Genomic DNA, 24,049 nt, shown 5'->3' on the forward strand with positions numbered 1-24,049 from the left:
GTTTCAGGCAGGATCGATGCACGGCCGCCAGGGGTTTCCCATCGCCGTCATCATGTAAGACAGCCACTTGAAGACGAGACCTACCATGCGGATTATTCAAGCGACCCTCGAACACCTGGACCTGTTGGCCCCCTTATTCGTCAAATATCGCGAGTTTTATGGCTCGTTGCCGTATCCGGACTCGTCCCGGGCGTTCCTAGAGAAACGCTTGCGTCGCAAGGAATCGGTGATCTACCTGGCCCTGGCCGATGACGACACCCACCGACTGATGGGTTTCTGTCAGCTGTACCCGAGCTTTTCGTCGCTGTCGCTCAAGCGCGTGTGGATTCTCAACGACATCTACGTCGCCGAAGATGCCCGCCGCCAGCTGGTGGCCGACAACCTGATCCGTACGGCGAAGAAAATGGCCAAGGAAACCAATGCCGTACGCATGCGTGTATCCACCAGCAGCAACAATGAAGTGGCGCAGAAAACCTACGAATCCATAGGGTTCAAGGAAGACACCGAGTTCAAGAACTACGTGTTGCCGATCAGCGACGAGCTCTGATTCGCCTCACATCTGTAGGAGCAGCCGGTCGACGCTCGATTGCTCGCGATAGCTGTCTTACTTGCGATACATGTGTTGAATGACACACCGTCATCGCGAGCAATCGAGCGTCGACCGGCTGCTCCTACAAAAAAAATCGCGCCAACTCCCGCTGGTCTTGTGTGAAATCCCCCGCTACAAACTCCACGCGCTTTTCACCCCTCAGCCCGTATAATGCTGATCTTTCCGGCTTGTAAGAAAAACTACTCCCATTCGTAGGCTTTCGCGAAGTCATCCGCACAGGCCTGCCGAGTCGGGCCGTCACCACAGGTGCCCTCCATGGATTTCAACCCGCTCGACCTTATCCTGCATCTCGATGTTTACCTCGACTTGCTGGTGAACAACTACGGGCCATGGATCTACGCCATCCTGTTTCTGGTGATCTTCTGCGAGACCGGCCTGGTGGTAATGCCATTTCTGCCGGGCGATTCCCTGCTATTCATCGCTGGCGCCGTCGCGGCCGGTGGTGGCATGGACCCGGTGCTGCTCGGCGGCTTGCTGATGCTGGCGGCGATCCTCGGCGACAGCACCAACTACGTAATCGGACGAACGGCAGGAGAAAAGCTGTTCAGTAACCCGAACTCGAAGATCTTCCGTCGAGATTATCTGCAACAAACCCATGATTTCTACGACAAGCACGGCGGCAAAACCGTGACCCTGGCGCGCTTCCTGCCGATCATCCGCACCTTTGCACCGTTCGTCGCCGGTGTGGCGAGAATGCCTTACCCGCGTTTCTTTGCCTTCAGCGTCCTCGGCACTATCCTGTGGGTCGGCGGCCTGGTCACCCTCGGTTACTTCTTCGGCAACGTACCCTTCATCAAGCAAAACCTGTCGCTGCTGGTGGTCGGTATCATCCTGCTGTCGCTGGTACCGATGATCATCGGCGTCGTCCGCAGCCGCTTCGGCAACGCCGCGTCCAAAGCCCACCCGCGCTGATCCGGCATGTGGTCACTTAGCGCCTGGCGTCGCCGGCGCATCCTGGGCAAGCACCCGATTGCCGATGACATGTGGCAGCGGGTGCGCCGTCACCTGAGTTTTCTCGATGGCATCAGCGCCGCCGAAGACCAGTGGTTGCGTGAAGCCTGCGTGCTGTTTCTCGACGACAAACACCTGACCGCCCTGCCCGGCGTCGAACTTCACCAGGAGCAACGCCTGCTGCTTGCCGCCCAGGCGCAACTGCCGCTGCTGCATCTGGGCGATCTGAACTGGTATCAAGGGTTCCACGAAATAGTGCTATACCCCGACGATTTCCTCAGCCCCCAACGCCATCGTGACGCCAGCGGCGTCGAGCACGAGTGGGAGGGCGAGCATAGCGGCGAGGCCTGGCAGCAAGGCCCGGTCATCCTTGCCTGGCCCGGCGTGATGGCCAGCGGCGGCTGGGAAGGCTACAACCTGGTAATCCACGAACTCGCGCACAAACTCGACATGCTCAACGGCGACGCCAACGGCCTGCCGCCGCTGCACGCGGACATGCGCGTCAGCGACTGGGCCAAGGTCATGCAAGAGGCCTACGACGACCTCGACCGCCAACTGGAGCGTAATCCCGACGCCGAAACCGCCATCGACCCGTACGCAGCGGAAAACGCTGCCGAGTTTTTCGCGGTCACCAGCGAATACTTCTTCAGCGCCCCGGATTTGCTGCACGAGGCGTATCCTGAGGTCTATGAACAGCTGAAGCTGTTTTACCGGCAGGACCCGCTCGCCCGGCTGCGGCAACTTCTGGCCGAGAACCCGGTCTATCAGGCACACGAGGCACACGACTAGTGTCCTGTCTCACCGATACGTCGCTCTTTTGACGTGTGGCCGTTGTGGCCAGGCAAGGCGCCGCGACGAGTCATGGCTGGCTATGGCGAGGAGCGGCAACGCAGCATGGCCGCAACGGACGCCGTCAAAAAGCGATAGTATCGGTGAGACAGGACACCCCGGTCTCTACGACCTCTGGTACATGGCATCGGTGGCGGAATATGCCTATAATCGCCGCCACTTTTTGGTCAATCCGGCCAAGTGTTTTTGGTCAACTAACGGGGGCACCGCCCAATGAGCTACAGCAAGATTCCGGCTGGCAAAGACCTGCCGAACGACATCTACGTCGCGATCGAGATCCCGGCCAACCACGCGCCGATCAAATACGAAATCGACAAAGACAGCGATTGCCTGTTCGTTGACCGTTTCATGGCCACCCCGATGTTCTACCCGGCCAACTACGGTTTCATCCCGAACACCCTGGCCGACGACGGTGACCCCCTCGACGTGCTGGTCGTGACCCCTTACCCGGTTGCTCCAGGGTCGGTCATCCGCGCCCGTCCGGTCGGCATCCTGCACATGACCGACGACGGCGGCGGCGATGCCAAAGTCATCGCAGTCCCACACGACAAGCTGTCCCAGCTGTACGTCGACGTGAAGGAATACACCGATCTGCCGCCTCTGCTGCTGGAACAGATCAAACACTTCTTCGAGAACTACAAAGACCTCGAAAAAGGCAAATGGGTGAAGATCGAAGGCTGGGGCGACGCAGAAGCCGCTCGCACCGAGATCATGAAGTCGGTTGCTGCCTACAAGGGCTAAAGCCAGCTGTCAGCGTTTAGCTGCAAGCTGCAAGAAAAACCCCGGTTGATCCGGGGTTTTTTGTGGGAGCCTGAAAACCCTACTTTAAACACCCCGTATAGAGGCCTGCGAATATGGGTTGGGTTGTTTAGTTTTCCCCAAAAGCGTCTTACATCCGGTCTGAATTTCCCTCGCAAATTGAACAGTTCGTTTATTCAAAGCCCCACCCGGCGCCAGTAGACTCGCGTTTATGAAAAAGAACACTAGCGGTCCACGGTTTAAAGCGCTCCTCGAAGCGGCGAACATTACGACAACAGGATTCGCCGAATTCCTGGACACGGCGCCGCAAAACGTCCACAACTGGTACACCCGCGGTGTGCCCGCCCACTGCATGGAAGAAGTCGCCAGAAAACTGTCTGTGAACAGTCAGTGGCTGAAAACCGGCGAAGGCCCGAAAGACCCCAAAGAGCTGCGTCTACTCGACGAGTCCGGCAACACCTTCGACGCCCAGGCGATCCGCGGCACCTACAGAGTCATCGAGCCGACCGATGTCGAACTGCCCTTCTACAAGGAAACAGTCCTCACGCTTGGCACCCACAAAACCCAGGTCGTGAAGGACCCCAGCCAATCCATCCGCCTGCCTCGCGTCGATCTCGACTCCCTGGAAATCAACCACGCCGACGCCATCTGCGCACGCATGATCGGCAACAGCATGGCCGAAAAGATTGAAGACGGCTCCCTCCTCGCCATCGACCGCGGGCTCACGCAAATTATCGATGGAGAGATTTACGCCATCGAGCATGACGGTATGTTGCGGATCAAATACCTGCATCGGATTCCGGGCAACGCACTACGCATGCGCAGCCACAACAGCGCCGAATACCCGGATGAGATCTTCAGGGCGTCGCAAATCGACGATCAAAACATCAGGGTATTGGGCTGGGTATTCTGGTGGTCGACCCTGAACAAACGCAGACCGCCGGTGCCGTTCCTCTAATGCCGCGGTTCTTTCTTCGCCATCACCCCCTTGTAGGAGCTGGCTTGTCGGATCGCCGCACCGCAGCGAAGGCGGCGAAACATTCACCCTCAAAATCCAGGTCTGCTCCATGGTCTAAAGCATCCCCGACAGCCCTATCACACACACCAAGCTGGGAATTCCCCAAAAAAATCAGTATGCTACGCCCCACATTTGCGCATCGACCCTTCCCAAGGCCCAGATCGCACCGACCCGGCAGATCACTTTCTCGCCGAGTCCCACAGCCGGACGCAAGATCCGGGTGTACGTTTTGAAGGCTGTTGCGGTTTACCAAAAATGAACCAAGCCAGTCCCCGAGAAGCCGGCCACAAGCCGGCTTTTTAATGCCTGGAAGAAAGCATACCCGTCGTCTGATAACTCTGAACAAGGGTTGCCGAGCAAGCGAAGCAATTGCTATCGTAACGACAAACGTCATTACAGGTATCTCACCATGGCTTCCATCAATATCCGCATTGACGATGACTTGAAGCAGCGTTCATTTGCCGAACTGGAAAAGCTTGGAGTAACTCCTTCAGAGCTTCTGCGCCAAACCCTTCAATACGTCGCCGAACGAGGCAAGCTACCTTTCAAGACTGCATTACTCAGTGAAGAGGATGAAGCGCTCATCGCAGTGGTCACCGAACGCCTTGCCGCCCCTCAGCGAGTCAAGGTAAGTCTGGATGACCTATAGTCTCGAATTTGATCGTCGTGCACTGTAAGAATGGAACAAACTGGGCGATACGTTACGCCAACAGTTCAAGAAAAAGCTTGTCGAAATCCTGGAAAACCCACGCATTGAAGCTAATCGTCTGCGCCACCTGCCCGATTGCTACAAGCTAAAGCTTCGAACCGCTGGCTACCGTCTGATTTATCAGGTTCTGGATCAAGAAGTCGTAGTGTTCGTGGTTGCTATAGGAAAGCGCGAGCGTGAGGTCGCATATCAAGATGCGCAGAGCCGAATCAGTCAGCAGCCTGCCGACTAATTCAATTTGTCGCACCACGGTTGCGACAAATGCAAAATAGATAGTGACGGCACCGCCGTCACTACTTGCGCCTCACGGATAACTAAACCCCTTCACCAACGTCAACTCCCCCACCGCCCGCATCGGCACCAGAAACGTTTCCATCTTCTCATCCGGCGTCCCCTCCTCCGTAATCACCGTTACTTGCGCCGTGGTCAATGCCTGAACCGCCTCCTCCTGCCCCGACTCATCACTCCGATACCCGCCCCCGAAGTAGTTCACATACACCAGATACTGCCCCTTGATCGGCGCAGGCATGGCGAAGATCTCCGGGCCATAGCCTGTCGTCACGTCAACATCGAGCGCCGCACCATTGGCAACGACGCGATCGCCGTACCAGATGTGCGCGCCATCCGGGGTTATCAGGTGCAGATCCAGATCCGTGCCGTCGCTGTCCCACGCCAACAGCACGCGCAATTTGGCCGCAGTGGCACCGCCGCTGGTATTGAGGAACTGCGTGCGATGACGTTGCTGGCCATCGGGGCTGCGCACTTCGACGCTGTTGCTGCCGTTGGGGAATGAGAACGGCCGATCAAAACGACCAGCAGGATCGATCTTCAGCGGCATGCTGACGCCATTGACGATCAACCGGCCGGGTTCATCGGACTTGGGCGTGGCGGTGATCTGGCCAGTGATGCGTGCAGTGTTGGCCTGCCCGACCGGGGTGTTCACCGAGGACGCGGGGTAGTTGACGACCTGGCGGAAATTTTCGCCTTCACCTTCAGGTGCACCGGTACGCCAGCCGCCCATCGGCGTGTCGAGTTTGAGCGCGGCATCGGCGGCCATCGTCATCGGCAATACGCAACAGGCGTAAAGGAACAGCAAGCCCTGTGGATAACGGAGTTTCATGGTCTATTCCAACAAGAGGTGGCGGGCGAGCCCTTCGATGTAGGGTTCATCCTGGCCGTTGGGGTGTGCTTCGAAGGCCAGGTGCAGGTATTCGTGAGTCAGGTCGAGACGGTCTTGCAGTGACAACACGCCGCGCACGTAGATGCGCTGGCGTTCGCGGTCGACATGGGGGCGGCCGAAGGACAGGCGGCAGACGGCGAAGGTGCTGACTTCGTTGTAGCCGGTTTCGCTTTCCAGGCGCTGGCGCCAGCCGCGGCGCTGTTTTTGTAGCCAGTCCTGGGCGGCGGGGAGTGCTTCGCAGGAGGCCACGGGATTGTCCCAGCGACTGAGGCTGGCGCGCGGGTAGGCGTGCAGCAGGATGGCGTCGTAGCGTTGGCCGGCGTTGGCTTGTTCGACGGCTTGCCGCCAGGAGAGCTTGTCCGGGCCGGGTTGGTCGGAGTGGTAGGTGACGGCGCTGCCGGCGAGGACCAGGTCGCTGGTCCAGGCAGCGATGTTGCGCGACTCGGCGGTGGCCGGGCGTGGGGCGACCCGCTGGCGATTGCTGCTGTCGTCGATGCGCAGGCAGTCGCCGTTGCGGCTGGCGTTTTGCAGGAGGTAGGTGCGGATAGCGACGGCCAGGGCTTTGGCCGCTTCGGCGGGTTCGTCCCTGGCTTCGCGCTGCAGGACGCGGGCGACGTATTCTTCGCGGTCCAGGCGGGCGACCAGTTTGTCCTTGAGCAGAAAGAGTTCGCTGTCGCTGTGGATATCGAGTTGGTTGCCGTTGGCGAACTCGACGCGGTAGTCGCCCTGCATGGGCCCGGACTCAACCACCCGATCCCCGGCGAGAACGCGTCCGATCGGATAGCGAGAAAACAGGCCGACTTCGACGCAACGCCCCGCGTCTGCTGGCCACTCAACAGGCAGCACCGAAGACAGTGCTTCGCCGTAATTGCGCAATACTCTCTGACTGGTTCCTCGCCCACCGGCCCAGATCGGCGTTCCATCCGCCAACCACCCGGCAAACCCGCCCTGACGCGACGCAGGATCCTGATCGTCCAACCAACTCCAGGTTTTCACTCGTAACCGGCCGCCAAGCTCGCCCACGACATTGCCGTCGGCAGCGTTCAAAACCACATCGAGTAGCACCCGCCGTGCCTGATCCTGCGCTGGCATCATGCTTAGCGCCTGCAACAACTCTGTCACTGAAACCCGAGTGGCAGGCTGCAACGACGGCAAGTCCAGCAACCACTCCGGTGCCTGGCGCGCCTGCCAATACTGGCGCCACTCAACGCCAGTAATGCCCAAACGCTCAGGTTCAAAATACAACCCGCAGGACTTCACCAGTGCTTGATCGCGCTCAATCTTGCCGCCCGCCGTGCAGCAATAAACTTCCTCTTTCGACTGCCCGCGACATTCATAAGCCGGTTCACGCGCGCCGGTATCCACCAGCCAGCCATAAACGAACAACTTCCACACACTGCCCAGCGGAGTCTCCAACCCGGAAGGCAATGGCTCACGGGAGATCAACTGAGTCTGACTCAAGGAAAGCAATTCACCCTTGAAGCCCAGGCGCAGCGGCTCGTCCTGCGCGGTCGCCAGCGCAGGGATCAAGCACAGCAGCAACCAGACCAGGGGCCGGGTCATGTCAGTGGACCGTGACCTGGCCCAGGGCCGGTTTCTGTTCCTGGGCCTGATGCTGTGGCGCATAGACCTGGGTGAAGCGAACCGGCGGCAGGTTGAACTGACCTTTTTGCGAGAAGCGCACCAAGTGACGCAAGCGCAATTCGCCGCTCAAGGCGTCGACTGGAATGGCGTAGGCCATTTGCCCCGGTTCGAAACGAGCCTTCTCCAACGCCGTCGGCTCGGTACCCGCCTTGCCGATGAGCTTGATGCCCCAGGTGGTGCGCTCGACGTCCGCACCCGGTGGCAGCGGCACTTCGAGCATGCCGTAACGCAGCGGTTTCGCGGCTTTGCTGGTGATGATCACTTCGTCGAGGTACAGGCTGTCACTGGACAGTGGCTTATTACCGAGCGCTTCCAGCTTGAAGGTGAAGGCTTCGTCACCCGGCACCAGGCGCGACAGTCGACGGGTGATGGTCACGGCCATCGGATCAACCGGCGCTTGACGGGTCTGGAAGCTCAAGGCCGCTCGCAGCGGACGCTCCTGCGCGCCAGCCAGCGACAGCACTGCAGGTACTGGCGAGCCCCCCTGCCATGCCCAATAAACTTCACCCGTAGCGCCCTGCTCTTGCTTCCAGCCTTCACCCGGCGTCAGTGCGACGGCGGGCGATGCCTGCTCGATGCTGCGTTGCAGCCAGGTCAGCGCCAAGGCGCGCTCCAGCGTCGATTGCTGTGGCAGCAAACGCTGCAACAACGCTTGAGCGTGAGCCTGATCGAAGGTTCGCAGCGACAGGTTCAAGGCTTCAGCGAACGGCTGGGAGCTGACTTCCAGACGCTGCTGCGCGTCCGCCAGTTGCCGAGTGAAAGCCTCCGGCAAATCGACCTTCGCCTGGCGAGCCAAAGACGCGGTCAACACGCGAGCAATGGCCAGACCCAGCGCCGAATCCGGATCGCTCATGACGATGCTGTCTTCACCCTCTTCCATCAGGTTCGCGGCATTACCCTCGCCCGCTTTCTCCAGGTCATCCATCAATCCGCTGAGCAAGGTGCTCACTGGCAATTGCATCTGCTTGGCGAACGACAGAATCAGCGCCCGCTGCAACAGCGGCGTGTTCTTCGCCTGCTTGGCATAGACCTCCAGCACCCGCTGCCAATGCTCCGGCGGCAAGCTCAGTTGCAGCGCCTTGCTGGCGTGCCAGTCAGCGAAGTAGGCGTAAGCCGTGAGGAACGCATCCGGCTCGCCGTCCATGCCCCACCAAGTGAAACTGGCCGACGGCCCGGCCATTTGCACCAGACGCAGACGACTGTTCTGCATGATCAGTCGCAAGCGATCGCGAATCTGCGGGTTCGAGGACAAGGTCGGATAAGCGATGCTCAACGGCAGCAAGCGGCTAGCGGTTTGTTCAACGCCGCCGTATGGATAACTCAGCAGATCATCAAGGGCCGAACGGAACAGCGCTTGCGCACTGTCATCCAGGCGCAGGCGAATATCCGTCGCGTCCGCCGGCAAGGCCAGCGGCGTATCACCACTGGCTACGTCCAGGCTTTGGCTCTGGATCACCTGCCAACCTTCACCGGTCGCGGTCAGGCGCACGGCCAAGGCGTCAGCGGTTTTGCCGTCTTGCACCAACTCGGCGGTCCACTCACCGCTGGCCAATGCGAACGCCGGTAGTGCGACGTAATTGATGCCGTTATTCAATGTCACCGGGACACGCTGTTCGGTACCGCCGTAATGAATCACCAGCTCAGCCGCCAGCGGTTTTTCGGCCTGGCTGAAGGCGAATACACCGAGATCCGGTTTGTCGCCATTGCGGAATCGGGTCGGCCCGCTCCACTTCAGGTACAGCGGTTTTTCCGAGCGTACGAATTGTTTTTTCTGCCCGACCTGACCGTCATCGGCGATGGCCCGGGCGGTGATGCGCCAGCGGGTCAAGGAGTCCGGCATCTTGAAGGTGAAGCGGATTTTTCCGTTGGCATCGGTCACCAATTCCGGTTGCCAGGCGGCGGTGTCGACGTCTTCGCGACGCGGGCGCTCCAGCACTTTTACCCCGCGCTCGCTGCGGTTGGCTTTGCCCGGTGCACCCGGGCTGCCCGGCAGTGCCACGTCGTAGCTGATGAACGACAGGCTGGCGCTGGTGCGCACGTTGTTGCGGCGCGGGTGATAGAAGAACTGGTCAATGCTCGGTGCGACTTCCGGTTGTAGCGCGTAGATCATTTCATCCACCACGCTGACGGTCAGGTGCGCCGGAATCGGCTTGCCGGCGAACTGGGTGGTGAGGTCGACGGACACTGTGTCGCCAGGTTGATACGACGCTTTATCGGTGGTGATCGCTACGTCGATTTGCGGCGCTACGACCTTGATGCCGGCGTTCTGAAAACTGTACTGCCCGCCCTTGGTGTAGAGCACAGAGAAGGTCAGGTTTGGCGCGAAGCTGTCTTTCACCGGGATCCGCGCGCGGTATTGCGTGTCGCTGAGTTTTTCCATCTGCAGCCAGTCGCCGCCCTTGGACAGGAGCGCCGTGGCCTCGACTTTGTCCCGCTCCAGCGACAGCAATGCATCGCTGACCGGCTCAGGGAAAGTGATCAGCGCGAGCGCCTCATCGCCCGCTTTGTACTCCGGTTTGTCGAGGACGATTTCCACGGTTCCCGGGACGGCTTTAACGCCATCGCCGGTGACCGAATGACCAGTGGCGCCGATGGCTCGGCCATGATCATCCTTCAAGGTCAGGTTGTAAGTGCCCGGGCGCTCGAACGCCAAGGTGAAGCCTTTATCGGTGGCCGCCAGTTTGCCCTCGCCGGTGCTCTGGTCTTCCAGTCGCACCCACCCATAACTGCTCGGCGTGACGGCCTTGCTCTGCTCGCTGCCACCTTCATTCAGATAACTGAATGCAACCTTGTCGCCCACCGCGCTGAAACGCTGGGGCGCGCGGAGACTGAAACTCGCGGTGCCGCGATCGATGAGGATTTCCTTGGTGGTCTTGACCCGATATGCCGCGCCATCACTGGCAAACACGGTGAGCATATAGCGGCTCGGCTTTTCGGCAGCCGGCAGGTCGAGGGTCGCGTTGCCTTTGGCATCGGTGGTCAGTTCGGTGCTGGTCAGCTCCACCGGGAAGTGCCCGAGGTACTGCAGCTCGTTGTCGACCATCGACAGTTGCTGGGCGCGCAGGCTGAGGCTCAATTTGGCATTGGCCACGGGTTTGCCGTCCGGGTACAGCAGCACCAGGCTACCTTTGACCGGTTCGCCAGTGCGGTAATCCTGCTTGGCCAGGTTGAGCGAGATTTCAAAGTGCGGCTTGATGTATTCCGCGACGCGAAAGGCGCTGCTGTAGGCCTGGTCCTTGTAGCTGAAGCGCAGTTCATAACCGCCAGCCACGGCGTTGTCCGGCAACTGGAAACGACCCTGGGTCCCAGACTTGGAATCGAGTTTCAATGCCAGCGATTGAAGTGCGGTGCCGGTGGCATCGAGCACGGTGACGTTGACGTCGGCGGCGCTCGGCTGCACCGAGTCACGAGCATTCTTGAACTCGCGACCGACGATTTTCAGCGACACCCAATCCCCCGGCCGATACAGCGGCCGGTCGGTAAAGGCATAGAGTTTGGTGTCGTAGATTTCGCTGTCGTAATAGAAGTTTTCAGCGACGAACACCCCACCCTCTTCGTCCTCGCCAATCACAAACGAACGCTCCGGGCTGACGTGTTTCATGCGCAGCAACCCATCGGCATCGGTGGCGCCACTGCTCATCACGCCCAGGCCATCGGTCCACAGCACATTGACCTTCGGCACCGAACTGCCTTGGTGTTTGCGCGCAGCCCAGACCAGCAGTTCATCACCGGCAATCTTGCTCACGGCCACCGTATTGGAAACGAAGACCATGGTGGTCGCGCGGTACTTGCCGATCAGTGCTTCCACCAGATACAGGCCCGGTTTCAGGTTGCCCAACGGGATGTACACGTTGCCCGGCGCGACACTGACGAATTCGCTGGAAGAACCGGCCAGGTTCACCCCTTCAGGCGGCTGGATCGGTTTGGCTTGCCACAGCGGATAACGAAATTGACTGACCACCGGCAGGCCAGGAATCAGTGCGAATTGCGGCTGAGCATCGTAAGGCGTTGGCGCGGCCATGGCGGCGCCCATCTTCAATTCCGGCACTTCTTCGGTGACTTGTTTACGCGACTCGTAGGAAAACGCCCGTTGCATCACTCGACGGGATTTGCGGTACCAGTTGTCCCACAGGTACGCGAGGGTATTCGACAGGCCTTCGCCTTTGAATTGACCGTCACTGACCACCCGGTGCAGGTTCTTCTGGCGCTTGAGGAAATCCAGCGGCTTGTCGATCCGATACACGCGAATGTCGGCGCCGCCGTAAGGCTCCATGCGGAATCGGCGATAGTCACGGCCCGGCGCTTCGAGGCGCACCATCGCCTGTTCATCGCTGGCAAAGCTGCTGTCGGCCAGCAGGAAAAAGCTTTCACCGGCCACTGGCGTGTAGCCGCTGGGCTCGACGGTGTCTTCGGCATTGACTGCCGAAAAAGGCAGCACTAATACCAACAGCAGAGGCAAAAAACGCAGCATGCGGGCACCGATCATTGGGAGAGAAAGTTCAGTCGATAGACGCCGATGAAGTTGGGATTGGCTGCGTCGGGTATCCATCGGGTGTCCTTCCATGTCATGAGTTGCTGCAGGCTCGCGGAACGCATGCCGTTGTCGGTTGGGGTAGTGGTGCCGGTGTGATAGCCGATGTAGCGGCCCATCCAGATCATCAGGTGCTGGTCGTCGCCCTGATCGAAAAACATCAGGTCGCCGGGTCGGGCCTGGGCCAGGTCGCGGCCAATCAAATGGCTGTTGAACTGGATCAGCTTGATCGCGTTGACGTAAGGCCCGACCTTGCCGCCGCCCTGCTGCCATTGCTGGGCGAGGCCGCGCTGGGCCTCGCTCAATTGCAGTTCCGGTGGTAGGTAGCGATTGGAAAGGCCATTGCTGCGCAGCCATTTGTCGTCATGAACTTTCAGAGCTTCGTTGGCGGCGAACCGAACCAGGCCGGCGCAGTCCTGCTGATACCAGCGCGGGCTCGGGCCCTGGGTCAATTGTTCCTGGGCAATGCGCACGAACCAGGCGCGGAACACCTGGGATTGCTGCACGTCGAGTGGCGGCGCCTCAGTGGCAAATACCCGACTGCCAAGCAGCATCGCCAGCAAGCCGAGGCCTCGGATGAGTGCGCTCACAGGGATTTCCACTCCAGCGGCAACCATTGCCAGTGGCCGTCGGGCTCGCTGCCCTCGGGCAAGGTCAGGGCATATTTCCCGTAGCCGCCGAGCTTGCGCAGTTTCGGGATCAGATAGGTTTGCGCGGCGTTGTAGAACACCGGCTCCATGTCTTGCGGCAAGCTGTCGAAAGTTTCCTGCTGCATCAGCTGCGCCATGGAATCCGGGCCGAAGTAGACCGGCATCAGCAGATCTTTCGGCAACACATCGGCCAGCGGCGGGAAACGTTTGTCGAGTGTGCCAAGTGCCTTGTCGACAAGCTTGTCATCGAGGGAAAACAACAGCGTCGAACCGTGGCGCGCCAGGCTCACGCGCATGAATGCCTTGCCGGTGATCAAGTCCGGTTGCTCGGCATCCTTGGCTTTATAGGGGCCGAAGTTGGAGCTGACCTGGCGCTGCCACTGGCGGGTCTGGCCTTCCTGCTTCTCGACCACCGGGAACGCATGCGCTTCGACCTTGCCTTCGTAAGCGCCGACCATCGAGCCGAACAGGTTGCCCAGATCGCCGTCGAGCTTTGCGCTATCGTCGTCGTTCAGGCTGGCCACCAACAATGGCGTGTACAGCCGCGAATCGGCATACCAGCACAGGCCGGCGGCACCCGCCATGTGTTCGGTCAGGGCCTGCGCAACCGCATCGTCAGCGCCGAGTTTTACCAGCAGCGGTTGCTGTTGTTCGGCGGCCAGGGGCAAGGCCACGCAAGCGCTGGCACCCATGGGCATGGCTTGCCAGATCGGCTTGAAATCGAAATCCGGCTGGTTTTCCAGTTCATCCATGGCAAGGAAGCTGTGCCAGCCCTTCTCATCCATGTCGAAGCGCAGGCCGGCGAAATTCGGGATGAAGCGCTGATACCCCATGGCCAGGACGCTGGCATTGACCGACAACCGTTGTTTCACCTCAGGCGCACGGGGTTGCAGACCGAAGGCTTCGGGGAACAGTTTGTCGCCATTGAGCAATGCGCCGATGGCCTGGGTCGAGACGCTGCCCGGTGCTTCAGGCATGCCGCTGCCCGGATCGTAGAGTTTGGCCGGATTCGACAGCACCACCAGTTTGTCGCCATGGGAGGCGAACACCAATGCCTTGCTGGCGTTGTAGTTGAGCTGATAAAGCGCCACCTCGTCGGCACCGACTTTCACCTCGCCGAGCCTGGTCAGCTGCGCATCATCCAATGCCACTTTGGCCAGCGGCTCCAGCACCTTGGCCAGGCCACCGCGATCCATCACCAACAGGAAATCCTTGAGCCGGCCATCCGCCCCGCGCCACAGCGCCACGTCCGCCGGTTGATCGAACAGCTGCTCGATCAGGCTGTCCTGCAGTTTCAGGTCATGCTCGTAAATGATCCGCCGCAGACTGCCGATCAGCCCGAGACGATCGGCATGGGTTTGGTAATAGAAGACGAAATCTTCGGTGAGGGTTTCCTTGAGAAAAGGCACCGCCAGCAAGTCCTTGGGCAATTGGCTCAAGGAGTGGGTTTCGAGCAGACCGTCCGGCCGGCTCATGCCCAGTTTGTCGCTGGCCAATTGCGCCGGCGGCGCCTTGGGCTGGTGCATGAACCAGCCCAATCCGCCCGCCACGCCAGCCACCAGGCACAGTCCGCCCAGCAGCACCGGCCAGCGCCGGGAAGGTTTGGCATCGGGTGCGTCGGCGGCCGGCGTCACAGTGTTATCGCTCATTTCACAACACCCAATTCATCCGTGGTGCGGGATGTTCAATAGTTGAAAGTCTTGACCAGCAGCAGGTCACCGATCGCGCGCAGGGGCACGATGAAGGTCTCGCGTTTCTCGTCCACGGTGTTTTCGTTCAGTACCAGGTTGATTTGCGAGGTGATCACCTCGTTCTGGTTGCCGCGCTCATCGAAGTTATAGCCGCCACTGCCGAAGTTGCCCCAATAGTTCACATAAACCAGATAGGTGCCCTGCATCGGCGCGGTCATGGTGAACATTTCCGGGCCGGGGCCATCGACGCCATCCGGGTCCAGGCCGCCGCCATTGCTCATCGCCGGGCGCGCCCAGAACGCATGCTGGCCGTCGGGGGTAATGATGTGCAGGTCGAGCTCGGCCTTCGGATCGTCCCAACCGAGCACCACGCGAATCCGCGCCGGCGTGCGCAGGTTGTTGGCTTCATAGAATTGAACGCGCTTGAGCGACTGGCCTTCGGCACTGCGCACTTCGACGCTGTTGGAGCCGGCGCCAAAGGCATACGGCCGGGCGAAACGTCCCTGGTCGTCGGTGTACAGATTGAGGGGATTGCCGTTGACCGCCAGGGTATGGGGCCCGCGTTGGCTGCCGATGGCCTTGAGCTGGCCTTCGATCATCGTGCGATTGCGCTGCACGCCCCGGTCGATGGGCGGCGTGGGATAGGCGACTTGAGGCTGTTCACTGCGATCCAGCAGGCCGTTGTAGCGCCAGCCGCCTACCGGTTCCGACAGTTCGGCCGTGGGCTCGGCCTTGGCAACGGTGGCGCAGACCAGCCCCATCAGCAACAGCAGCAATGAACGCATGTGACGCCTCCTGCCATGCCTGACGAAACCTTGCGCCTGATCCTCGGCGCGTTACAGATCCAAACCCTGCGCTTCGTCTGAAAGACCCGTGACTATGGGGTCGTAGAAGGCCCGAAGGTTAGCCATTTGGGTAGTTTTTAACAATCGCAAACCTCTGAACTTGCGGTAGGAAACACGGTGATGATTGGACGGTGAGCCGAATAAGCGTCATATTCGGCTCACCATATGAGCCGAATAGGTCTTTTATTCGGCTCACCCTACCCTTGGAGCATCCAGTTCATGGCACAAAAATGGATCTGGCAGCAGCCTGATTGGCCAAATTTCACTTGGCAAGCTGAGCGCTTGGGGCCGTTATTGCGCGAGTGCGTGCAGGCACAAGGGCGATTGATGGGCATGGCCAGCTCCGTAGGCAATTCGCTGAGCGCTCAAAGCGAACTGGACGCTCTGTTGCAGAACATCGTGACCTCCTCCGCGATCGAAGGTGAACAACTGAATGTCGGCTCGGTTCGCTCGTCTTTGGCACGACGGTTGGGCCTGGAGCCGCTCGATAGCAATAACCTCAGCCCGCGCAGCGAAGGGTTGGCGCAATTGATGCTCGATGCCACTCAGCATTTCGTTGAACCGTTGACCCTGGAGCGATTGCTGGATTGGCATGAATGGCTGTTTCCCGAACAGGACACCGATCTCGCCACCCGGCCGATTCGTATCGGGGCGTTACGCGGCGATGACCCGATGCAAGTGGTGTCCGGCCGCCTCGACAGGCCGACCGTTCACTTTGAGGCTCCGCCGCGCTCGGGTCTTGAGCGCCAACTCGACACCTTCCTCACCTGGTTTGAGACCAGCCGACATCAGGCGGGGCTCGATCCATTGCTACGGGCCGGTATCGCGCATTTCTGGTTCGTTACACTGCACCCTTTCGACGATGGCAACGGTCGCCTGACGCGAACCATCACTGACCTGGCACTGGCTCAGGGCAAGGATCAAGCCATCCGCTTCTATGCCATGTCGGCGAGCATTCTCGAGGATCGCTCCGGCTATTATCGGGTGCTCGAAACCAGCCAGAAAGCCATGCTGGATATCACCGAGTGGCTGCAATGGTTTCTACAAACCTTGCTGCGCAGCTTGCAGCAGGCCATGGCGCGAATCGAATCGGTGATGGGCAAGACGCGTTTTTGGCAGGCGCATCGGGAGTCCGGGTTGACGGCCGAACAGATGAAGGTCCTTAACCGCTTGCTTGATGGCGGGGAAAGAGGTTTCGCGGACGGTATCAGTGCGGCTCAGTATCAGGCAGTGGCGAAAGTTTCGAAGGCCACTGCGACTCGGCATTTGGCCGAACTGTTGGAGTTGGGCTGCCTGGAACGCCTGCCAGGTGGCGGGCGCAGTACTCGATACAAGATCAGCTATCCCAATGGCGCGACATCCTGAGTAAGATTTTTACGACGCTGCAACAGGGGGGTTCAAGCCGCTCATTTGCCCATACCCCCCATGTCTGCTAGTGTCGCGCCGGTTTAACGTCAACCGGAATTAGCCGCCATGGCCCGCAAAAAAGCTGCACTGGATTTCGAACAATCGCTCGCTGAACTGCAAACGCTGGTCGAGCGTCTGGAGAATGGCGAATTGTCGCTGGAAGACTCGCTGACGGCTTTCGAGCAAGGCATCGGCCTGACCCGCGATTGCCAGGCGGCGCTGGCCCAGGCCGAACAAAAGGTTCAAGTGCTGCTCGAACGTGATGGCGAGTTGGCCGAGGAACCCTTCGACGCGGATCTGCCAGAATGATTGCAGCGTATTCGGCAACCAGCCAGGCTCGCGTCAACGCGGCATTGGAAAGCCTGTTCATCGCACCCGGCCCTGAGCTTGCACGTCTTTACGAAGCCATGCGCTACAGCGTGATGAATGGCGGTAAACGGGTGCGTCCGCTGCTGGCCTACGCCGCCTGCGAAGCGCTGGGCGGCAAAGCTGAGCACGCCAATGGCGCGGCGTGTGCCGTGGAGCTGATCCACGCCTATTCCCTGGTGCACGACGATTTGCCGGCCATGGATGACGACGACCTGCGTCGTGGCCAGCCGACTACGCACAAGAAATTCGACGAAGCCTGCGCGATCCTTGCTGGCGACGGTTTGCAGAGCCTGGCCTTCAGCGCCCTGCTCGATCCGCGCCTGAGCGCTTCGGATGCCGAGATCCGCCTGCAAATGGTCAGCGCCCTGGCGTTGGCGGCAGGCCCGGCCGGCATGGTCGGCGGCCAAGCCATCGACCTCGGTTCGGTGGGTCTGAAGCTCGATCAAAAAGCCCTTGAGTACATGCATCGGCACAAGACCGGTGCGCTGATCGAGGCCAGCGTCAAACTCGGCGCCCTGGCCAGCGGCCGTGCCGAGAAAGACCAACTGAAGTCGCTGCAGGCTTATGCACAAGCCATCGGCCTGGCGTTTCAGGTGCAGGACGACATTCTCGACGTCGAAAGCGATACCGAAACCCTCGGCAAACGCCAGGGTGCCGACATCGCGCGGGACAAGCCAACCTACCCGTCACTGCTCGGCCTCGACGCAGCCAAGGCCTACGCCCTGGAACTGCGCGATCAGGCCCTGCACGCCCTGCGACCGTTTGACGCGGCCGCCGAGCCGTTGCGCGATCTGGCCCGTTATATCGTAGACCGGCGCAGCTGACGGCGTATCCGCCAACTTGAGACCTACGCGTGGGCAGGGGGCGATGCATCAGGTAAACTGCCGCATCTTTTATACCTATAACGATTCGCCTGATGCCCACGACGTTTCATGAGATTCCCCGCAAGCGCCCGACCACGCCCCTGCTCGACCGTGCCAACACGCCGGACGGCCTGCGCCGGTTAGGCGAAGCCGAGCTGGAAACCCTGGCCGATGAGTTGCGCCTGGAATTGCTCTACACGGTCGGTCAGACCGGCGGGCATTTCGGTGCCGGCCTGGGCGTCATCGAGCTGACCATCGCGTTGCATTATGTCTTCGACACCCCGGACGACCGGCTGGTGTGGGACGTGGGTCATCAGGCCTATCCGCACAAAATCCTCACGGGCCGTCGCGAGCGCATGGGCACCCTGCGCCAGAAGGACGGCGTCGCCGCTTTCCCGCGTCGCTCCGAGAGCGAGTACGACACCTTCGGCGTCGGCCACTCCAGCACGTCGATCAGCGCAGCGCTGGGCATGGCCATTGCCGCCCGCCTGCAGAACAGTGATCGCAAGGCGATTGCCGTGATCGGCGATGGTGCATTGACCGCCGGCATGGCGTTCGAGGCGCTGAACCACGCGCCGGAAGTGAACGCCAACATGCTGGTGATCCTCAACGACAATGACATGTCGATCTCGCGCAACGTTGGCGGGCTGTCGAACTACCTGGCGAAAATCCTTTCCAGCCGCACTTACGCGAGCATGCGTGAAGGCAGCAAAAAGGTCCTGTCGCGCCTGCCCGGCGCCTGGGAAATCGCCCGTCGCACCGAAGAATACGCAAAAGGCATGCTGGTTCCCGGCACGCTGTTCGAAGAGCTGGGCTGGAACTATATCGGCCCGATCGATGGCCACGACCTGCCGACCCTGATCGCCACCCTGCGCAACATGCGCGACCTGAAAGGTCCGCAATTCCTGCACGTGGTGACCAAGAAAGGCAAAGGTTTCGCCCCGGCGGAAGTCGACCCGATCGGCTACCACGCCATCACCAAGCTCGAACCCGTGGACGCGCCGGCCGCAGCGCCGAAAAAAGCCAGCGGGCCGAAGTATTCCGGTGTGTTCGGCGAATGGCTGTGCGACATGGCCGCTGCCGACTCGCGGTTGGTGGGCATTACCCCGGCGATGAAAGAAGGCTCCGACCTGGTGGCGTTCAGCGAGCGTTTCCCGCAGCGCTACTTCGACGTGGCGATTGCCGAGCAACACGCCGTGACCTTCGCCGCCGGCATGGCTTGCGAAGGCGCGAAACCGGTGGTGGCGATCTATTCGACGTTCCTGCAACGGGGGTACGACCAGCTGGTGCATGACGTGGCGGTGCAAAACCTCGACGTGTTGTTCGCCATCGACCGCGCAGGCCTGGTGGGTGAAGACGGCCCGACACACGCGGGCAGCTTCGACCTGTCGTTCCTGCGCTGCATCCCCGGCATGTTGGTGATGACTCCGAGCGACGAAAACGAACTGCGTAAAATGCTCACCACCGGCCACCTGTTCGACGGTCCGGCGGCGGTGCGTTATCCGCGTGGCTCCGGCCCGAACGCGACGATCGAGAAAGACCTCAAGCCGATCGAAATCGGCAAGGGCGTGGTTCGCCGCCAGGGCAGCAAAGTCGCCCTGCTGGTGTTCGGTGTGCAACTGGCCGAGGCGTTGAAAGTTGCCCAGACGCTGGATGCGACCGTGGTCGACATGCGCTTCGTCAAGCCGTTGGATGAAGCACTGGTTCGCGAGATCGCCGGCAGCCACGAGCTGTTGGTGACCGTCGAAGAGAACGCGATCATGGGCGGTGCCGGTGGCGCGGTCAGCGAGTTCCTCGCCCGGGAAAACATCCTCAAGTCGATGCTGCATCTGGGTTTGCCGGACAGCTACGTCGAGCACGCCAAGCCTGCGCAGATGCTGGCGGAGTGCGGGTTGGATGAGGCCGGGATCGAGGCTTCGGTGCGTGAGCGCCTGAAACTGCTGAACATCTAAAGGAACATATAACTCCCTGTGGGAGCGAGCTTGCTCGCGATAGCGGCTGCCAGTCGACACATTTGTTGACTGACACACCGTCATCGCGAGCAAGCTCGCTCCCACAATTGTTCGCGTCATGCTGCCTGTACGGATTGTCCCAATGAAACTCTCGCGCTTCGCCCTCCCCCTTCTCCTGCTGCCCACCGCTAACGTAATTGCCGACACCTTCGAACGCGACCAGGCCCTGAAGCTGCCGGACGTTCTGATCAGTGCCAACCGCCAGGTGGAAGCCCGCAACGACAGCAGCGCCGCCAATACCGTGTTCACCCGCGAAGACATCGATCGCCTGCAACCGGGCAGCGTCACGGATCTGCTGCGTCGGGTACCGGGCGTGCAGATCGGGCAAACCGGCGGGCGCGGCAGTCTGCCGGGGGTGTACATACGTGGAACCAAGTCGGCACAGAGTCTGGTACTGGTGGACGGTCAACGCATCGGCAACTCCACCTCCGGCGACAGCAACCTGCAACACATCAATATCGAGCAAGTCGAGCGCGTGGAAGTGCTGCGTGGCTCGCGTTCGGTGATTTACGGCAGCGATGCAATTGGCGGGGTCATTCAGATATTTACCCGTCGTGGCGGCGAACAAGGCCTGCATCCGCGCCTGCACGTGGGCTTTGGCAGCAACCAGACCTGGGAACGCAGCCTCGGGCTAGCCGGAGGCGATGAGCAGACCCGCTTCAACCTCGGCGCCAGCCTCGATGAAACGGCCGGGATCAATCGCACCCACGCGTCTTATCCGAGCGATGGCGATCACGATGAGTACCGCAACAAGTCGCTCAGTTTGAGCCTGAGTCACGCCCTCGACGATGACATCGAAATCGGCGCCAACCTGCTCGATAACCGTGGCAAAAGCGCGTTCGACAATCCGTTCGGCCGCTTCGACATGACCACGTTCGAATCGGTTCAGGAACAGCCCTATAACGAATTCACGGTCAGTGGTGTCAGCAGTTACCTTGACGCGAAGATCAACGAGGTATGGAAAACCCGCGTCGAAGTCGGCCACAGCGAAAACCGCGAGAAGACACTCGACAAGCTCAGCGAGGAGCGCAGCGTGTTCAACACCTATCGCGACTCGGTGAACTGGCAAAACGATCTGACCCTGAACGACCGCAACAGCCTGATCCTCGGCGGCGACTGGTACGAAGACCGCATCAATAGCAGCACACCCTTCGACGAAGACAGCCGCTGGAACCGCGCGGCGTTTATCCAGCATCGCTATCAGGCGGACAGCTTCTCCACGGAACTGGGATTGCGCCGCGACCAGAATCAGCAGTTCGGCGGCCAGAACAGCTGGAGCGGCACCTTCACCCTGCCGCTGGACCCGGACAACGACCTGTTGCTGACCTACAGCGAAGGCTTCCGCGCACCGACCTTCAATGACTTGTACTACCCGGGCTTCAGCAACCCGGATCTCAAGCCCGAGACCTCGAAAAGCTACGAGCTGCAATGGCGCAGTCAGCTGACTGAAACCAGCCGACTGGAAGCTTCGCTGTATCGCACGGACCTGGAAGACGCGATTATTTTCGGCAGCAACTCACGGCCGCAGAACGTTGCCTCGGCCCGGATCAACGGGTTTGAAGCGGCATTGAAGCAGGAGCTGTTTGGCTGGCAGAGCAACCTCGGCGTGGCGCTCATCGACCCGCGAGATCGTGACAGTGGCCACACGTTGGCGCGACGTGCGCGGCGAACCTTGAGCCTGGATCTGGATCGGCAGTTCGACCGCCTTGGCCTCGGCGCCAGCTGGCAGGCGGTGAGCAGCAGCTATGACGACGAGAACAATCAGCAGCCGCTCGGTGGGTACGCCTTGCTGGGGTTGCGCAGCAGTTGGGCACTGAATCGCGAGGTCAAGCTTGAGCTGAAGGTCGATAACCTGCTAGACAAGGGTTACAGCCGGGCGCTGTACAGCCATGACGGTAGTCAGTATGGGTATCGGGAAGAAGGTCGGGCGTGGATGTTTGGGGTGACCTGGACACCGGAGCTCTGATCTAAAGTTTGCGGCGTCTCGGCCGACCTCATCGCGGGCAAGCCCGCTCCCACAGGTTCAGCGTAACCCCTGTGGGAGCGGGCTTGCCCGCGATGGCCGCACCTCGGTCTCAGAGGTCCGGCGCGATAATCTCGCACAACTTGGCCGTCGCCTCGATCATCTGCCCACTCGGCCGCTCCAGGCCTTTATCCGTCACCAACAGCAATTGCCCCTGCGCCACCGCCGCCACCTGCGGCCACGTCTTCCACGCATCGAGCTGCGCCTGATCACCGGCCAGAATCACTTCGGGATTACGCTGCAACACCGCCTCCACACTGACCTGCGGCGCCGGCAATGTCAGGTCGTCAAACACATTGCGCGCCCCGCAAACTTGCAGTGCGTCACTGATGATCTGCCCGCCGCCGACGGTGTACAGCGGTCGATCCCAGACCTGATAAAACACCCGCAACGGTTCATCCCGTCGATAACGCTGGCGCAACGAATCCAGGCGCTGACGCAAACCTGCGGCCAGGGAAACACCACGCTCTGGCCGCCCGAGTTGCGTGGCGATCGCTTCAATCTGCGCGGTGAGTTGTTCTAGGCTGTGAGGTTCAGCGACGTACACAGGAATGTTCAACCGCTTGAGTTGCTCACGCTGGGCCGGGCCGACGCTGCCGGGCCAGAGCAGCAACAAGTTGGGTTTCAGGCTGAGCAACTGCTCCATGTCCAACTGACCATAGCGGCCAACGGAAGGAATGTCTTTGAGTTCAGCAGGACGTTCACCGGCATCCAGCACCCCCACCAGAAGGTCGGCTGAACCCAGTTCGACGACGATTTCTGAGAGCGATGGCGCCAGGCTGACGACGCGCTCGACCGCAGTCGCCGAGCCGCTGACGGCCAGCAGCAACACCGCCAGCCAGACGCTGCGCTTCAACCGAGTTGACGCGGAATACGGTAAAGGTAGAACAGTACCAGGGTCGACAGCGCCAGCAGCATCAGTGGCACCGCTTCAAGGCCGACGAACACCGCCAACGCACCGATCCAGGCCGGCAGGCCAGCGGCCAGGAAGGCGGTACGACGCCTGGCGGCCAAGGCAATCCAGGCGGCGGGCTCTTCAGGGGTGTCGAGCGCTTTCTGGGTGGCGATCAGCCCATGCTTGTAGCCACCAAAGAATTTCAGGCTGACAAACATCGAGGCCACACCGGCGATGAACAATGGCATCGCCAGCACCGGCAGGATCGCCTCGCCCTGGCCAAATACGCCGTTGATCACAAACAATGGCACCAAGGCAAGCGCCAGGTATTGCCACCAATTGACGGACAGTCGCCGCCGCACCTGACCGCGGGTCACGCCCGATCTACCTCGCCCTGATGCTCGTTGCCCATCATGTGGTCGAGCTTGCTGGCCTTGGTGGCCAGGTACAGTTTGTTGTGCGGATTGTGGCCGGTGTGCAGCGGTACGCGCTCCGCGACCACGATACCCATGTCGGTCAAGGCTTTGACCTTGCGTGGGTTGTTGGTCATCAAACGCAGGGATTCCACGCCCAGGTGCTGCAGCATCGGCAGGCACATGGCGTAATCGCGCTGGTCGGCGGCAAAGCCCAGGCGCTCGTTGGCTTCGACGGTGTCGGCACCGCCATCTTGCAATTCATAGGCGCGGATCTTGTTCAGCAAGCCAATGCCACGGCCTTCCTGACGCAAGTAAAGCAACACGCCGCGGCCTTCACGGGCGATGGCCTGCAAGGCTGCTTCGAGCTGCGAGCCGCAATCGCAGCGCTGGCTGAACAGGGCATCGCCCGTCAGGCATTCAGAGTGCAACCGGCCGAGTACCGGGGCACCGTCGACGAACTCACCCAGACTCAGCACGACGTGCTCGCGCCCGTTTTCCTCATCGAGAAAGCCGTGCATGGTGAATTGCGCAAAAGGCGTTGGCAGCTTGGAAGCGGCGACAAAAACGACAGGCACCGGTGTGCTCCTGATCTATAGGTACTGGAGATTCGCAGACGCGGCATTGTAA

The 24,049-nt window shown here is 60.6% G+C and carries 21 protein-coding genes; 12 read left to right on the forward strand and 9 right to left on the reverse strand.

Annotated elements, in window-relative coordinates:
* The first annotated feature begins 85 nt into the window (after nucleotides 1–85).
* The 7 genes from ACA067_RS29285 to ACA067_RS29315 all read left to right on the forward strand — a co-directional run bounded on the left by ACA067_RS29285 (nucleotide 86) and on the right by ACA067_RS29315 (nucleotide 5,128).
* Nucleotides 86–547, forward strand: coding sequence for a GNAT family N-acetyltransferase (locus ACA067_RS29285; protein WP_497459626.1), 462 nt, complete (start codon nucleotides 86–88; stop codon nucleotides 545–547).
* 318 nt (nucleotides 548–865) lie between these two features.
* Nucleotides 866–1,522, forward strand: coding sequence for a DedA family protein (locus ACA067_RS29290; RefSeq protein WP_497459627.1), 657 nt, complete (start codon nucleotides 866–868; stop codon nucleotides 1,520–1,522).
* 6 nt (nucleotides 1,523–1,528) lie between these two features.
* Nucleotides 1,529–2,350 (forward strand): M90 family metallopeptidase, encoded by an 822-nt coding sequence (locus ACA067_RS29295; RefSeq protein ID WP_497459628.1) that lies wholly within the window; start codon nucleotides 1,529–1,531, stop codon nucleotides 2,348–2,350.
* 273 nt (nucleotides 2,351–2,623) lie between these two features.
* Nucleotides 2,624–3,151: an inorganic diphosphatase gene (gene ppa / locus ACA067_RS29300; RefSeq protein ID WP_028620880.1), complete on the forward strand. Its 528-nt coding sequence runs from the start codon at nucleotides 2,624–2,626 to the stop codon at nucleotides 3,149–3,151.
* A gap of 229 nt (nucleotides 3,152–3,380) precedes the next feature.
* Nucleotides 3,381–4,127, forward strand: coding sequence for a S24 family peptidase (locus ACA067_RS29305; RefSeq protein ID WP_497459629.1), 747 nt, complete (start codon nucleotides 3,381–3,383; stop codon nucleotides 4,125–4,127).
* A gap of 469 nt (nucleotides 4,128–4,596) precedes the next feature.
* Nucleotides 4,597–4,836, forward strand: a complete 240-nt coding sequence (locus tag ACA067_RS29310; RefSeq protein WP_497459630.1) for a type II toxin-antitoxin system RelB/DinJ family antitoxin — start codon at nucleotides 4,597–4,599, stop codon at nucleotides 4,834–4,836.
* 40 nt (nucleotides 4,837–4,876) lie between these two features.
* Entirely contained in the window at nucleotides 4,877–5,128 is a 252-nt protein-coding gene (locus tag ACA067_RS29315) for a type II toxin-antitoxin system RelE family toxin (protein ID WP_497462865.1), read from the forward strand.
* Nucleotides 5,129–5,200: 72 nt separating this feature from the next.
* Here the strand turns inward: ACA067_RS29315 and ACA067_RS29320 are convergent, their stop codons facing one another.
* The 6 genes from ACA067_RS29320 to ACA067_RS29345 are packed head-to-tail and all read right to left on the reverse strand — an operon-like array spanning nucleotide 5,201 to nucleotide 15,377.
* Nucleotides 5,201–6,016, reverse strand: a complete 816-nt coding sequence (locus tag ACA067_RS29320) for a YfaP family protein (protein ID WP_497459631.1) — start codon at nucleotides 6,014–6,016, stop codon at nucleotides 5,201–5,203.
* A gap of 3 nt (nucleotides 6,017–6,019) precedes the next feature.
* Nucleotides 6,020–7,639 carry a DUF2300 domain-containing protein gene (locus ACA067_RS29325; protein ID WP_497459632.1) on the reverse strand — a complete coding sequence of 540 codons (1,620 nt, stop codon included), beginning with the start codon at nucleotides 7,637–7,639 and terminating at the stop codon, nucleotides 6,020–6,022.
* A 1-nt stretch (nucleotide 7,640) separates the two neighbouring features.
* Entirely contained in the window at nucleotides 7,641–12,206 is a 4,566-nt protein-coding gene (locus tag ACA067_RS29330; RefSeq protein WP_497459633.1) for an alpha-2-macroglobulin family protein, read from the reverse strand.
* The gene (locus tag ACA067_RS29335) at nucleotides 12,203–12,868 is read right to left on the reverse strand and encodes a DUF1175 domain-containing protein (RefSeq protein ID WP_497459634.1); all 666 of its coding nucleotides are present in this window, start codon (nucleotides 12,866–12,868) and stop codon (nucleotides 12,203–12,205) included. The genes ACA067_RS29330 and ACA067_RS29335 overlap by 4 nt, the downstream gene beginning before the upstream one ends.
* On the reverse strand, nucleotides 12,838–14,550 hold the full coding sequence (locus ACA067_RS29340; RefSeq protein ID WP_497459635.1) for a DUF2138 domain-containing protein: 1,713 nt from the start codon (nucleotides 14,548–14,550) through the stop codon (nucleotides 12,838–12,840). The genes ACA067_RS29335 and ACA067_RS29340 overlap by 31 nt, the downstream gene beginning before the upstream one ends.
* 35 nt (nucleotides 14,551–14,585) lie before the next feature.
* Nucleotides 14,586–15,377, reverse strand: coding sequence for a YfaP family protein (locus tag ACA067_RS29345; RefSeq protein WP_497459636.1), 792 nt, complete (start codon nucleotides 15,375–15,377; stop codon nucleotides 14,586–14,588).
* A 279-nt stretch (nucleotides 15,378–15,656) separates the two neighbouring features.
* Between ACA067_RS29345 and ACA067_RS29350 the strand changes: the two genes are divergently transcribed.
* The 5 genes from ACA067_RS29350 (at nucleotide 15,657) to ACA067_RS29370 (ending at nucleotide 22,054) form a co-directional block, all read left to right on the forward strand.
* Complete coding sequence (locus ACA067_RS29350) at nucleotides 15,657–16,802, forward strand: Fic family protein (RefSeq protein WP_497459637.1); 1,146 nt, start codon at nucleotides 15,657–15,659, stop codon at nucleotides 16,800–16,802.
* Nucleotides 16,803–16,910: 108 nt separating this feature from the next.
* A complete protein-coding gene (locus ACA067_RS29355; RefSeq protein WP_064680011.1) occupies nucleotides 16,911–17,153 on the forward strand; it encodes an exodeoxyribonuclease VII small subunit in 243 nt (80 codons plus the stop codon).
* The gene (gene ispA / locus ACA067_RS29360) at nucleotides 17,150–18,037 is read left to right on the forward strand and encodes a (2E,6E)-farnesyl diphosphate synthase (protein WP_497459638.1); all 888 of its coding nucleotides are present in this window, start codon (nucleotides 17,150–17,152) and stop codon (nucleotides 18,035–18,037) included. The genes ACA067_RS29355 and ispA overlap by 4 nt, the downstream gene beginning before the upstream one ends.
* Before the next feature lie 92 nt (nucleotides 18,038–18,129).
* Entirely contained in the window at nucleotides 18,130–20,028 is a 1,899-nt protein-coding gene (dxs, locus tag ACA067_RS29365) for a 1-deoxy-D-xylulose-5-phosphate synthase (protein ID WP_497459639.1), read from the forward strand.
* 142 nt (nucleotides 20,029–20,170) lie between these two features.
* Nucleotides 20,171–22,054: a TonB-dependent receptor domain-containing protein gene (locus ACA067_RS29370; RefSeq protein WP_497459640.1), complete on the forward strand. Its 1,884-nt coding sequence runs from the start codon at nucleotides 20,171–20,173 to the stop codon at nucleotides 22,052–22,054.
* 109 nt (nucleotides 22,055–22,163) lie between these two features.
* On the opposite strand, the gene ACA067_RS29375 is transcribed toward ACA067_RS29370, so the two are convergent.
* The 3 genes from ACA067_RS29375 to ribA are packed head-to-tail and all read right to left on the reverse strand — an operon-like array spanning nucleotide 22,164 to nucleotide 23,997.
* Nucleotides 22,164–22,967: a cobalamin-binding protein gene (locus ACA067_RS29375; protein ID WP_497459641.1), complete on the reverse strand. Its 804-nt coding sequence runs from the start codon at nucleotides 22,965–22,967 to the stop codon at nucleotides 22,164–22,166.
* Entirely contained in the window at nucleotides 22,964–23,383 is a 420-nt protein-coding gene (locus tag ACA067_RS29380) for an MFS transporter (RefSeq protein ID WP_497459642.1), read from the reverse strand. The genes ACA067_RS29375 and ACA067_RS29380 overlap by 4 nt, the downstream gene beginning before the upstream one ends.
* Nucleotides 23,380–23,997 (reverse strand): GTP cyclohydrolase II, encoded by a 618-nt coding sequence (ribA, locus tag ACA067_RS29385; protein WP_497454230.1) that lies wholly within the window; start codon nucleotides 23,995–23,997, stop codon nucleotides 23,380–23,382. Before ribA ends, ACA067_RS29380 begins: the two co-directional genes overlap by 4 nt.
* Nucleotides 23,998–24,049 lie beyond the last annotated feature (52 nt).

The organism is Pseudomonas sp. LBUM1674 (genome assembly GCF_059695635.1).